Source organism: Mesobacillus maritimus (genome assembly GCF_019749255.1).
GTDB lineage: Bacteria > Bacillota > Bacilli > Bacillales > Cytobacillaceae > Mesobacillus_B > Mesobacillus_B maritimus_A.
Genome location: NZ_JACWFH010000009.1, coordinates 235,081 through 248,772, shown reverse-complemented (window position 1 = coordinate 248,772; position 13,692 = coordinate 235,081). Strand labels below are relative to the sequence as shown.

10 protein-coding genes and 1 pseudogene are annotated in these 13,692 nt (G+C 37.1%); 9 read left to right on the top strand and 2 right to left on the bottom strand.

Annotated elements, in window-relative coordinates:
* The first annotated feature begins 76 nt into the window (after positions 1-76).
* From H0185_RS09840 to H0185_RS09810, 7 genes and pseudogenes are all read left to right on the top strand, one after another.
* Positions 77-3,415: an N-acetylglucosaminidase gene (locus H0185_RS09840; protein ID WP_221873318.1), complete on the top strand. Its 3,339-nt coding sequence runs from the start codon at positions 77-79 to the stop codon at positions 3,413-3,415.
* A 306-nt stretch (positions 3,416-3,721) separates the two neighbouring features.
* Positions 3,722-4,123, top strand: a complete 402-nt coding sequence (gene tagD, locus H0185_RS09835) for a glycerol-3-phosphate cytidylyltransferase (protein WP_221873317.1) — start codon at positions 3,722-3,724, stop codon at positions 4,121-4,123.
* Positions 4,116-5,312 (top strand): CDP-glycerol glycerophosphotransferase family protein, encoded by a 1,197-nt coding sequence (locus H0185_RS09830; protein ID WP_221873316.1) that lies wholly within the window; start codon positions 4,116-4,118, stop codon positions 5,310-5,312. Before tagD ends, H0185_RS09830 begins: the two co-directional genes overlap by 8 nt.
* A 115-nt stretch (positions 5,313-5,427) precedes the next feature.
* A complete protein-coding gene (locus H0185_RS09825; RefSeq protein ID WP_221873315.1) occupies positions 5,428-6,258 on the top strand; it encodes an ABC transporter permease in 831 nt (276 codons plus the stop codon).
* A gap of 15 nt (positions 6,259-6,273) precedes the next feature.
* Positions 6,274-7,074, top strand: a pseudogene (tagH, locus tag H0185_RS09820) (teichoic acids export ABC transporter ATP-binding subunit TagH); the annotation flags it as partial.
* A gap of 104 nt (positions 7,075-7,178) precedes the next feature.
* The gene (locus H0185_RS09815) at positions 7,179-7,922 is read left to right on the top strand and encodes a WecB/TagA/CpsF family glycosyltransferase (protein WP_221873313.1); all 744 of its coding nucleotides are present in this window, start codon (positions 7,179-7,181) and stop codon (positions 7,920-7,922) included.
* A 292-nt stretch (positions 7,923-8,214) separates the two neighbouring features.
* Positions 8,215-9,273 carry a glycosyltransferase family 4 protein gene (locus H0185_RS09810; RefSeq protein ID WP_221873312.1) on the top strand — a complete coding sequence of 353 codons (1,059 nt, stop codon included), beginning with the start codon at positions 8,215-8,217 and terminating at the stop codon, positions 9,271-9,273.
* Positions 9,274-9,365: 92 nt separating this feature from the next.
* Here H0185_RS09810 and H0185_RS09805 read toward each other — a convergent pair whose 3' ends face one another.
* Both H0185_RS09805 and H0185_RS09800 read right to left on the bottom strand, forming a co-directional pair.
* Positions 9,366-10,424, bottom strand: a complete 1,059-nt coding sequence (locus H0185_RS09805) for an LCP family protein (protein WP_221873311.1) — start codon at positions 10,422-10,424, stop codon at positions 9,366-9,368.
* Between the two features lie 230 nt (positions 10,425-10,654).
* A complete protein-coding gene (locus H0185_RS09800; RefSeq protein ID WP_221873310.1) occupies positions 10,655-11,293 on the bottom strand; it encodes a YigZ family protein in 639 nt (212 codons plus the stop codon).
* Positions 11,294-11,619: 326 nt separating this feature from the next.
* On the opposite strand from H0185_RS09800, the gene H0185_RS09795 reads away from it, so the two are divergent.
* Positions 11,620-12,768 carry a sensor histidine kinase gene (locus tag H0185_RS09795; protein ID WP_221873309.1) on the top strand — a complete coding sequence of 383 codons (1,149 nt, stop codon included), beginning with the start codon at positions 11,620-11,622 and terminating at the stop codon, positions 12,766-12,768.
* Positions 12,769-12,917: 149 nt separating this feature from the next.
* Positions 12,918-13,604, top strand: a complete 687-nt coding sequence (locus tag H0185_RS09790) for a response regulator transcription factor (protein WP_221873308.1) — start codon at positions 12,918-12,920, stop codon at positions 13,602-13,604.
* Positions 13,605-13,692 lie beyond the last annotated feature (88 nt).

The window sequence follows — 13,692 nt, the reverse complement described above, 5'->3', positions numbered from 1 at the left end:
TTAGGAATACTGAAAAAGAATATAGCCTCATGTAATTGCTTTGAAAAATGACAAGCATTCGCAAATGGAGGTTATAATGAAGAGCATTTCTAAATTATTTATATTTTTTATGATTTTTAGCTTGCTAGTACCATATTATGCATCAGCAAATTTTACAGATAATACCATTGTGGATTTTATGGGTGAGCAAGAGGAATTAGAAACCACTATAGTTTCAAGTGGTGATCAAGAAATTACTACAAATGATAATCTTAATGAAGAAGATCAATTAGTTGAGCAAACTAATAGTCAAGAAAAAGAAAATGTAATTCAAAAAACAAGTGAGAACGATGATAATACTGTTCGTGTACCAGAGTCACTTGATGAGCCGCAATCAACCATTATACCAGAGGTCAACTTGAATAGTGATCCTCAGGATACATCTACTGTAGGAAAAAGGTCAGCAGTCGAATTAACTCCTAAAGAAATAAACTCAACTCTAAGTGTGGATGATAAACAAAATAACACTGAGATAGAGGAAGAAGTACAGACTCTAATCGCCGACCTGCCTGTCTATGAGGAAGTAACAACAAGCAGGTTAGGTCATTTTCGCAATGGCAATGTAAAAATTTACAAAAACATAGGTAACCATTCCACATCATTCACTGCAGGTGCAACATACACAAATGCTGTTTACTATATAAAAAAACAGGCAGATGTTGAGGGGGAAATATATTACCTATTAAGCACTCAACCTAGTAGTGAAAGAGGAGTCTTAGGTTGGGTGAAGGCAACGGACTTAACAACTCATCCGCATGTGGAGATTGATAAAGAAGCGAAAACTTTTATTGTTAAAGGTACAGGAAGCGGTTATAGCAAGGCTTGGGGTGGAAAGAAAGACTTCGTATTTGAAAACCTTTCTGAATACGTGAACCAATATTTCCAAGTAAATTTGACTGAAAAAGTAGGTAACGATATTTGGTACCGGGGAAAACTGGGTGATAAGACGGTATGGATTCATTCAAGTGACCTAGTTACAAACCGTGTTCCAATAGGCGAAACGAGTAGTACCAGCAGATTAGGTCATTTTCGCAATGGCAGTGTGAAAATCTATGGAATTATCGGAAACGAATCCTCTTCATTTACTGCGGGTTCTACTTACACGAATGCTGTCTATTATATAAAAAAACAAGCAAGAATAAGTGGACAACATTACTACCTTTTAAGCACTGAACCAAGTAGTGAGAGAGGAGTCTTAGGTTGGGTAAAGGCATCCGATTTGACCACCGAAGCACATTTGGCTATCGATAAAGGTGCCAAAACGTTCTATATTAAAGGAACAGGTAGTTCTTATAGCAAAGCTTGGGGCGGGAAAAAGGATTGGGTTCAAGAGGACCTAACTGAATTCCAAAATCAACAATTTCTAGTCCACCTTACAGAAAAAGTAGGAAATGATATTTGGTATCGTGGAACCTTGGATGGAAAGACAGTATGGATTCATCCCAACCATTTAACTACTAGTGAAGAGACTACAACCAGTCGACTTGGCCATTTTAGAAATGGGAGTGCACTAATTTATAAGACTGTTGGAGAGGAATCTACTGCTATTTCAGCAGGGGCAACATATACCAATGCTGTTTATTACATCAAATTACAAAAAGTAGTGAATGGACATATCTATTATTTACTAAGTACTCAACCAAGTAGTGAACGAGGAGTTTTAGGCTGGGTAAAAGCAAAAGATTTATCCACACATCCCCATGTGACCATTGATAAGGATGCTAAAACCTTTTATATCAGGGGAACAGGCAGTGCCTATAGCAAGGCATGGGGTGGCAAAAAGGACTTTGTACTTGAGGATTTATCTAGATTTCAAGATCAAGAATTTAAAGTCCACCTTACTGAAAAAGTAGGAAATGTTACTTGGTATCGAGGAACTTTAGAAGGAAAGACAGTATGGATTCAGCCAAAGCATTTATCCGTTGGAGAAGATTCGATAACTAGCCTGTTAGGTCATTTTCGAAATGGTAGTTCATTAATCTATGAGAACATAGCGGATGATTCTACTGCGTTTGCAGCAGGATCTACGTATACAAATGCAGTATATTACATTAAAAAACAAACAGTGATAAATGGACACACCTACTATTTGTTGAGCACGCAGCCAAGTAGTGAACGAGGGGTTGTTGGCTGGGTAAAAGAATCTGATTTAAGTATTCAACCACATAAATATGTAAATAGTACAGCGATGACTTTTTATATAAAAGGAACCGGAAGTGCTTATACAAAGGCTTGGGGGGGTAAAAAGGATTTTGCTTACTCAGATCTATCTACGTATAAACACCAAAAATTTCAAGTGCACCTAACAGAAAAAGTAGGTAATAGTTTATGGTATCGAGGTACTCTAGATGGAAAGACAGTAGTATGGGTACATGAATCGTATCTGATTAAGCCTAAGGATGTCGTCGGTCTAAATACTCATTATGACTTAAGTTTAAATAGAATGCTTGAGATTCAATTGGCAGTTAATCCCCAGACAGACAAAAGATACAATCTTTGGTTAAGAGAAGATGCCCTAAAAGTAAACGAGGGTAAAGGAACTGTTGTTGGTGATAATTGGAATTTAAGGCGTGGACCTGGTACAAACTATAGGACAGATGGTCAAGTAAATAAAGGTACGGTTTTAACCCTATATTCTAGTACAAAAGGCAGCGATGGTTACATTTGGTACCATGTAAGGAACACATCAGGCTGGGTAACAGCTGAAAGTACAGATGTAAAATACTATTTAGACTACTCAAATTTCACTGGGAACCTTGCTGATTCACTTCAGTTCTTAATCCTTTCCGAAAGTGCAAACATTAATGTAAATGAAGTTAATGAAAAAGTCTTAAGGGGCAAAGGTACCTTAGAAGGTAAAGCACAAGCATTTGTGGATGCAGGTAAACTACATGGAGTAAATGAAATTTACCTTATCTCTCATGCTTTACTCGAGACTGGACACGGGAAAGGCTCCCCACTGGCAACGGGTATTCAAGTAGGAAAAAACAGTCAGGGTAGTTTAGTATTAGTTTCTAATGATAATCGAAGTAGCCTAAAAGAAATTAAAACAGTTTACAATATGTATGGAATTAATGCCAAAGATGCGTGTCCGTTAGAGTGTGGGGCTAAATATGCTTATGAAGCCAACTGGTTTACCCCAGAAGCAGCTATTAAAGGGGGAGCAGCGTTCATTGGTGATGGCTATGTAAATAAAGGACAAAACACCTTATACAAAATGCGTTGGAACCCATATTTTGCTGCAAGTAATAATTATGCTTCACACCAGTATGCGTCAGACATTGGTTGGGCATATAAGCAGACTTCTAACATGTATAATATATATAGTCTACTAGATGACTATTTCTTAGTTCTTGATATCCCTGTTTACAAGTAGGTGAAGTTGGAGAAAAGCACATTGAGCAGATTTATTAATCTGTACTCAATGTGCCTTTTTTTGCGTATTCACTAGACACAATACTCTTTTTCGTTAATCTTAAACTTTTGAATACTCAAAGGAGTGAAATATTCCTTAACGATAAATAAATATTAGATTTATTACCCAATTTAGTGTTTAATATGGAAAATGCAGTACGGTGGATTGAATTTTAATATTCATAGTCTTATAATGTGAGGTATGGGTAAATTTATAAAAAAATTATATTGATTATGATGATTCCTGAATAATAAGGAGGAAATAAATTTGAAAAAAGTACTAACATACGGCACATTTGATTTACTCCATATTGGACATATAAACATCCTACAGCGCGCTAAAGATTTAGGTGACCATTTAACAGTGGGCCTTTCAACTGATGAATTTAATGCAGGAAAAAATAAAAAGGCTTATCATAGCTATGAAAACCGCAAGTTTATCCTTGAATCCATTCGCTTTGTTGATCAAGTGATTCCTGAGACAACTTGGGATCAAAAAATTAAAGATGTCGTTGATAATAACATTGATGTCTTTGTTATGGGCGATGATTGGGAAGGTAAGTTTGACTTCCTAAAAGAATATTGTGAAGTGATTTATTTGCCAAGAACAATTGGTATTTCAACAACAAAGATTAAAGATGATTTAAACAGCAAGGTTAAAAATGGTTAGGGAAATTGCGATTTCCCTTTATTTGTTTATCTTTAAGTGTTTTTTTACTTTATTTAATCTTTTCTCGCTTAAAGATAAAACCACCTTTGTGGTTTCTTTTGGGGATAACAGCAAATATGTATATGAAGAAATGCGTCGTCAGGAAGCCCAGGACGACGTCGTTTTTTTATGCAAAGGGAAAAGCATCACCCATTTTAAAGGATATAAAGATGTTACACTCATTGCTTTTGAATCAACGGATATTTTAGGATGGTTTAAATCTGTTTATCATTTAGCAACATCCAAACATATTTTAGTGGATAATTACTTTGGTTTTCTTGCGGTTACTAATTTTAAGGAAGACGTTGAATGTATACAATTATGGCATGCTACAGGTGCCATTAAGAAGTTTGGCCTCCAGGATCTATCTATTAAAGATAGAAGTGAAAAAGCTGTGCAGAGATTTCTCAAGGTTTATCATCGATTTGATAAAGTCGTGGTGGGATCTGATACAATGGCAAGAATATTTAAAGAGGCATTTTCCTTAGGGGATGAAAATATTCTTAGGACAGGCATTCCCAGAACGGATTTCTTTTATGATGAGCCCCAAAAACAAAGAGCTGTTCAAACATTAACGAATGAAAATAAGTTACTACAAGAAAAAAAGGTTATTTTATACGCTCCAACCTATAGGGATAATGAATTGACTCAATTTAATTTGCAACTAAATCTAGAAAAAATGAAGAATGAACTTGGAGAGGGTTATATTGTAATTCTCCGTCTACATCCTGCAATAAAAGTGACTGAGGATTACACTAGGAAATACCCTGATTTTCTCTTTGATTATTCATCAGAACTATACGATATCAATGATTTGCTGTTGATTTCTGATTACTTAATAACGGATTACTCTTCGATTTCCTATGAATACTGCCTTCTTAGAAAACCGATGATATTTTTCACTTACGATTTGGAACAGTATAAAAGTAAGCGTGGTATATGGGAGGGTTTTGAAGAAAACCTTCCAGGACCAATGGTTATGGATACTGAATCCATTATTGAATTGATAAAAAAGGACTATGTTGACTATAGCTTAATCGATAGCTATGCCGAAAAGTGGAACAAATACTCAACTGGTCAGTCGAGTTCTAACTTAGTTCACTATATGTATGGACAATCAAGCGATGTAAATAGGAAATTAGGCCAATAAAAACATAAGTATTGAGTTTATTCTTACTCAATGCTTATGTTTTTATTATGTATGAAACGGAAAGAATAAGGTATAATGGACAGGATTATTACTTGTTTTAGGAAGGACATATTTTATGAAGTCAATGATTACGGTCATAAAGGAACAAATTAATTCTTTTTATCTTATTTTAAGACTTTCAGCATTTGAAATGAAAAGTGAAAATGCAAATAATTATTTAGGGGCTTTGTGGGAAATTATAAATCCAATGATTCAACTTGGGATATACTGGTTTGTATTCGGGATTGGTATCCGTAAGGGGAGCAGTGTAGATATGGGACATGGAGTTGAGGTTCCTTTCTTCATGTGGCTGTTAACCGGGATGCTTGTTTGGTTTTTTGTTAATCCATCCATTACAGCTTCCTCCAAATCGATTTACTCAAGAATTCAATTGATTTCCAAGATGAGTTTTCCGATGAGTGCCATCCCTTCTTATGTTATCATGGCCAATTTTTATCAGCACTTAATGTTATTAGGTGTAGTAACTGTTATTCTTCAGTTCACAGAATATAAGCTATCTCTGTACTATATCCAATTGCCGTACTTTATGTTTGCGACTTTGATGTTCTTGTTTTCATTAGCTTTGATTACTTCGACACTTGCTACCATTGTTCGGGATGTACAACAAATGATTCAATCAGTAACGAAGATGCTACTTTACTTAACACCACTTTTATGGAAGGTGGACGAGCTTGTCATTAATGGAGTAGATTTAGCGGGACTGTTAAAATTAAACCCACTATACTATTTGGTTGAAGGTTATCGGGCCTCGCTGCTAGGTGTTTCCTGGTATGCGTTTGAAGACCCGCAATACACGCTATATTTCTGGGGACTTGTCTTGGTGATGTTAATGATTGGTTCAGCACTACACTTGAAATTTAGAAATCATTTTGTTGATTATATGTAAGATGGAGGTACCCTAGTGACTGAAACGGTAATTGTAAAAAATGTCTATAAAAAGTTTAAAATGTATAAAAAAACCTCTGAAAAATTACTGGATGTGATTTTGCCAGGAGGATATGGAGAAGACTTCTATGCTTTGCAGAATGTCTCTTTTACTGCTAAAGAAGGAGATGTTATCGGTTTAGTTGGTGTAAATGGTTCAGGGAAATCAACATTATCGAATATTATTGCTGGCGTAATCCCGCCTACATCTGGTACGGTGGAAACGATTGGTCAGACATCCTTAATTGCTATTTCTTCTGGCTTAAGAAATCAACTGACAGGCCGTGAAAATATTGAATTGAAGTGCTTGATGCTAGGCTTTAATAAAAAGCAAATTAAAGAAATGGAACCAGAAATTATTGACTTTGCAGATATAGGCAAATTCATTGATCAACCTGTAAAAAAATATTCGAGTGGAATGAAGTCTCGCCTTGGCTTTGCGATATCTGTTACGGTTAATCCGGATATTCTCGTCGTTGACGAGGCTTTGTCAGTCGGTGACCAAGCGTTCGCTCAAAAATCCAAAAATAGAATGTTTGAATTTAAAGAACAAGGGAAAACCATCTTTTTTGTTAGCCACTCAATGGGCCAAATTAAAGAATTTTGTGACCAGGCTCTTTGGCTAGAGTATGGAGAAATTAAAGACTATGGTCCAGTTAAAGAAGTGATTCCAGAGTATGAAAAGTTCTTGAAGTGGTACAAATCCATGAGTAAAGAGGAACAGAAAAAATTCCGTGAAGAAGTGACAAAGAAGCAGAGTGGACCTGTTGTTTTAGAAGGAAAATGATTTGAATTTAGGGGGTCTGTTTCTGAGGAAATAGGCCTTTACCTTTAATTTAGACTTTACACTTATACTCTAATAAAGAAATGAGCATATAAGATATGACAATCAACAAGTACGTAAAAATATTAGATACCCCCTTCATTACCAATACTTTTGAAGAAATGGTGAATCTATTCATTAAAAGAATAAATAATAGGGAAAAGACCTTTGTTGTCACAGCCAATCCTGAAATTGTCATGCACGCTAAGAAACACGGAGAATATAAAGAGGCATTAAAAGATGCTAATTATATCGTCCCAGATGGTTATGGGATTATTCTTGCCTCTAGAATATTAAACACCCCTATTCCCGAGCGGGTGACTGGCTACGATCTGACTATTCGTTTACTGGAACTGGCTAATCAAAACAGGTGGAAGGTGTATCTTTTAGGTGGCAAAGAAGAGGTAAATAGTGCGGCGGCTACGAATATTGAGAAACGATATCCTATGCTGAGGCTTGTCGGTAGACACCATGGCTTTTTTGACCTGGAGGAAGAGACAATCCCCGCTGATATAAAAAGGCTTCAGCCTGATATTGTCCTTGTTGCACTTGGTGTTCCTAGGCAGGAGTTGTGGACTGTACGCCATCTAGACTCTTTTTCGCATGGAATTTTCATGGGGGTAGGTGGCAGTATTGATGTCTTAGCTGGTACAGTTAAACGTGCGCCTAAAATCTGGCAGACCTTAAGGGTGGAATGGCTGTATAGGTTAGTTAAACAACCTTCTCGTTGGAGAAGAATGCTGGCGCTCCCGGAGTTTGTTCTTGAAGTGTTTAAAGTTAAGTTTACTCCTAAAGGGAAATAAAACTTATTCCTCTGAAACTTTTTAAGGATTTATTCGTCCAATTATAAGAGTGCAATAATTATTATTCATTGGATATTAATTACAGTCCTTTTTTATTATAATGCAACTGCGATAAAGTGCTATGCGTGACGAATTGGGTACCTTACTATATATTACTAAAACATTACTAAACTATGAAAAACGATTCACTTCTTTTGGGATTGTGCTATAATTATCATCGGCAATAAAGAAAATCAAAAATGCCTGTTTTATTCTTATTTATAGGGGCATCCTAATCACAAGGAGGGTCACCATGTTTTTTTACATGACCTTAATATTATGCTTTATGTGCTCCATCCTTATCACACCAATTGTAAAGAAGTTGGCGTTTCGATTAGGAGCCACGGATCGACCGAATGATCGAAAAGTTCATGAGAAAATTATGCCGCGTTTGGGCGGTTTAGTCATTTATATTAGCTTTATGATAGGTCTTTTTATTATGAGGCCTGATAGTCCCCATCATCTTGGAATTATGGCAGGTGGTCTTGTCATCGTTCTTACTGGAATCTTCGATGATATTTACGAGCTTTCAGCACGAGTAAAGTTAGTTTCTCAAATCATTGCTGCGCTTATTGTAGTAGTTTGGGGCGGCGTTCAGGTTAATTTCATCAATTTACCTTTTGGTGGAATGCTTGAATTCGGAGGATTTAGTATCATGATTACCCTTCTCTGGATTGTTGGAGTGACGAATGCGATTAACTTAATCGACGGTCTGGATGGTTTGGCTGCAGGGGTTTCATCCATTGCCTTAATTTCGATTTCCGGAATGGCCATCATTATGGGAGATGTCTACGTTATAACAGTAGGTTTTCTGTTATTGGTAAGTACATTGGGATTCCTTAAATACAACTTTTATCCCGCAAAGATTTTTATGGGTGATACTGGAGCGTTATTTCTAGGGTATATGATCTCCGTGCTTTCCTTACTCGGGTTTAAGGGTGTCACGTTCATATCCTTTATCATTCCAATCATTATTTTAGGTGTTCCGATGACGGATACCATCTTTGCAATCGTACGTCGACTTGTCAAAAAAACACCGTTATCTGCACCAGACAAATCGCATTTGCATCATTGCTTTCTGAACCTTGGTTTTACTCATAAACAAACGGTTATTCTGATTTATGCCATTAGTGCCCTGTTTGGCTTAGCGGCGTTTATCTTCTCGTTAACAACAATGTGGGGATCTTTATTGCTGATTACCATCATCTTGCTTTCCATTGAATTGATCGTTGAAAGCGTTGGATTAGTGGATAAAAATTATCGTCCGTTGTTAAACATGTTACAGGGACGTAAATATGTAAAGAACAGATAAGAGATCCAGTCAAATGACTGGGTCTTTTCGTTAGTGAAACGGGAAATAACATTTTCCTAAACAGGGTACTTAAAGAATAAAATAAAACCCCTCTAGTAAGAAGGGGCTGCCGTTGTGTCCGTACTCATCTCTACTGTTTCTTCTGTGCTTTCTTCTGTATCACTTACTAAGTCCGTTTCTGGAATTAAGCCGAGATGTCTTTTTAGGGTCGTCTTTGTTTCAGCTAATGCTGTTTCGTCTAGTTGGTAGTAGTAAATACCATTTATTCTAGAGTCGCCACCAGCTAAGTTTAGTGTTTCTGCATTTAAGCTAGTTCCTGCAACGGCATAATTAATAAAGGACGTCATTTCTTCAAATCTTAAGTCTGTTTTCATATTATCGCCAATTGCTTCAATAACGTCTGTATGATTACTTAGAGATTTAACACTTGCTGCTTTTTTAATTACAGCTTTTATAATTTCTTGCTGACGTTTTCCTCGTTCAATGTCACTATCTAGCTTACGGGTTCTTGCCAGTGCCAAGGCTTCTTCCCCATTTAAGGTTTGCAATCCTTCTTCAAGGGTAATTGCACCAGCTCTATCCTTTGAATCTTGTTCAGTAAAGGTATAAGGAACATCGACTTTAATGCCATCAAGGGCGTCAATAACATCAATGAAAGCATTAAAGTTCATTTTTACATAATAATCGACAGGGATATCGAGAAGATATTCCACTGTTTCGAGTGTATACTCGACACCGCCATAGGCATGAGCATGGTTGATTTTATCAGAGTACCCCTCGTCAGGAATGTATACATAAGAATCACGTGGAATACTTAATAATTTCACTGATTTCTCATCCTTGTTAAAAGTAGCAAGCATTAAAGCGTCGGTACGTGAGTTGGAGTCAAATTTACGTTTCTCACTATCATCAACTCCGATGAATAATACAGAAATGTTTTCTTCAAATGGGTTGACACTTGCTCGCTTGCTATCGCGGTCAACCGGTTGATAAGAGTCCTTCATCACGGTTTCAGCTTTACTATATAGGTGTGCACCATAGGCAACCACGCTAACAAGAACAAGGAGAAGAGGCAACATAATCCAGCGGACTATTTTTTTTCTTTTTTTCTTGGGTTTATAATGAAGATCAGTGCGTCTAGTACCTGACATATAAATCTCCTTTTCTATTTATAATTATAATTATGAATGTATAAGAACGATAGAGTTTGTAATCCTTTTTAACCTATCTTCCATTTTACAATTTATTTGGTTTTTCGTAAATCGTATATTTTGGTAAAAACGAATAAATTTAGGACTTTAGTCTATAAATATTTTCGCATAATTTAGTAAGCTTACGATTTGTCTGCCGATAGCCATTTTTTAGCGAATTTTGTTAAAGTTTATCCGTTTAACGCTTCCTCTAAATAAATCAATTCCCCTTCAACTAGTTCTCCCTGCCCATTCGTCAACTCCACCATCCAAGCAGAAAAGTTCTCTTTCTCTCCTTCTTCGACAAATGTTTCAATCTCGACCTTTTCTAAGTAATGAATGTTTTTAAGTGTATAAACCGAAGACCTTAATTCATTCTCGACTTTCCCTAAAAGCGTATAATCAATCGTTGTATGCATGACCCGCATAAGCTTTCTTTCCACGATTCCTGTGGCATTTAGACCCTCGGAGGTTGCTTTTCCGTAAGCACGAATTAAACCACCGGCACCGAGCTTAATTCCACCAAAGTAGCGGGTGACAACGACGACGGTATCTTTTAGGTTTTTCTTTTTAAGCACTTCTAATATGGGAACTCCTGCAGTTCCACTAGGTTCACCGTCATCATTGGCTTTTTGGATATGGTCTTGCTCGCCGATTAGATAGGCGGAACAATTATGTGTGGCGTCCCAGTTTTTCTTTTTTATGGATTGAATGAATTCTTGAGCCTGTTCCTCTGTTTCAGCACGCTCGACGTAGGCAATAAATCTTGATCTTTGAATGTTGATTTCGTGTTCACCGTAGCCTTTTACTGTTTTATAGCGGGGCAGCATGGTATATTGCTCCTTTCACTGTTGATCTCTTCCCTCTATTATAAATCGACAAAGCGAATGCGACAAATTGAGTCAAGAATGTAAATAAACTTTAATGTTCGTAAAATGATAGGATGGTATAATAGTACTTATTATCAAAAGGTCCCGTTATTTGACGGAATCTATTTGTAGATGTTTTTTACCAATTCACGGTATGATGGATTATTATAGGGTGATATCTTTTAAAGGTGATTTCAAATTTAGGAAACCGCTGTAATCCATCGTCTTCTAATAAGCAATGTGTAATTCGTTTATCCTAAGATAAAGAAATCGCTGGAGGAATTGCGATGGTATTAAAAAAAATTGAAACAAAAACCCTTGATCATATTCTTGATACAATGATTGACACCGTTACAAATAGTAAAAATGAAGTATTCAGCATTGGCGAACAATGCCGACAAGACTATGAATCGATCGTAAACGAATTAAAGGAAGTTAAACAGCTTTCTTCGAAGATTGTCGAAGAAGGGGATAAGCTTGAGCTTCAGGTTCGTTCTGCAAGGAAAAAGTTATCTGATGTAAGTAAGCATTTCAAAGACTTTTCTGAAGCTGAAGTCAAAGAGGCTTACGAAGTGGCCCATGGTCTGCAAATGGAATTAACAATGAAGCGACAACTTGAAAAGCAGTTAAAAGAAAGACGAAACGACCTCGAACATCGACTGGAAGGGCTTACCAATACGATTGAACGGGCGGGAGATCTTTCCTCGCAAATTTCAGTTGTCAAGAATTATATGATGAGCGACATCCGTCAAATGGGAGAGGCGTTAGAAACAGCGAAACAAAAGCAGGACTTTGGACTGAAAATTATAGAAGCGCAAGAAGAAGAACGAAAGCGACTATCCCGAGAAATTCATGATGGTCCGGCGCAAATGCTTGCGAATGTGATGATGCGCTCTGACCTCATTGAAAAAATTTACAAAGAGCGAAGCGGCGAGGAAGCGATGGCAGAAATTCGTGATTTGAAAGTGATTGTCCGCTCAGCTTTGTACGAGGTTAGAAGAATTATTTATGATTTGCGTCCAATGGCTCTTGACGATTTAGGGTTAGTGCCTACCCTCAAAAAATATCTAGTTACAACCGAAGAGTATCATAAGACTGTAAAAATTCAATTTAGTCATAGCTGTGAGCTAAACAGGCTGCCGGCGAAATATGAAGTTGCGCTGTTTAGACTGATCCAGGAATCGGTTCAGAATGCTTTAAAGCATGCAAAAGCCTCAATGATAAAGGTAGAACTTACCATTACAAAAGCAATGGCTAAGGCAACGATAAAAGACGATGGTCAAGGTTTTGATTTGAACCAAACGAAGATGCAGTCTTTTGGTATTCTTGGCATGAAAGAGCGAGTCGATTTGCTAGATGGAGAAATCTACATCGATTCAACCATTGGCAGTGGGACCAAAGTTGTCATACACGTGCCGTTAGAGAGTCAAAATTAAAGTTGGCCAAAAAATAGTTTTCTTTTAAGAGGACAAGGCTTTCCGTGTTAGGTAGGAAAAGAAGCGAAAGTACTAGCGGGTATGAGGAAATTTCGCCTGCAATTGATACAAAAGACAGAAAGCATGAGTAGACAGGGAGGGCGAAACAGATGGGAACAAAAATTATTATTATTGATGATCATCAGCTATTTAGAGAAGGTGTTAAGCGTATTCTCGATTTTGAACATTCATTTGAGGTCGTGGCAGAAGGGGACGACGGCAGTGAGGTTGTGAACTTATTTGAACTTCATCAGCCAGATGTCATCATTATGGACATTAACATGCCAAATATTAATGGTATTGAAGCGACTCAGCAACTTATTGCCAAGCACCCGCAAGCGAAGGTGATCATTCTTTCGATTCATGATGATGAAAATTATGTGACACATGCGCTGAAAACAGGAGCAACAGGGTATCTTTTAAAAGAAATGGATGCCGACGCTTTGATTAACGCAGTTAAAGTGGTAGCAGATGGTGGATCTTACCTACATCCAAAGGTTACTCATAATCTTGTAAAGGAATTTAGAAGACTTTCGATTCAAGAAGGCGAATCTAGTGTCCAAACAATTTCTCGAGTAGAAATCCGCCGACCGCTTCATTTGCTAACAAGACGTGAGTGTGAAGTCCTTCAGTTGTTGGCTGACGGTAAAAGCAACCGTGCGATTGGCGATGCTCTTTATATTAGTGAAAAAACAGTGAAAAACCATGTGAGCAATATTTTGCAAAAGATGAATGTAAATGACCGTACGCAAGCTGTTGTGGTTGCAATAAAAAACGGATGGGTTGAGGTTAAGTAAACTTAACGCATGAAAATGGATAATGGGGATTGTATCCAACACTTATAAGACATACTTACCTGTTTGGTAAGTATGTCTTTATCTTTTA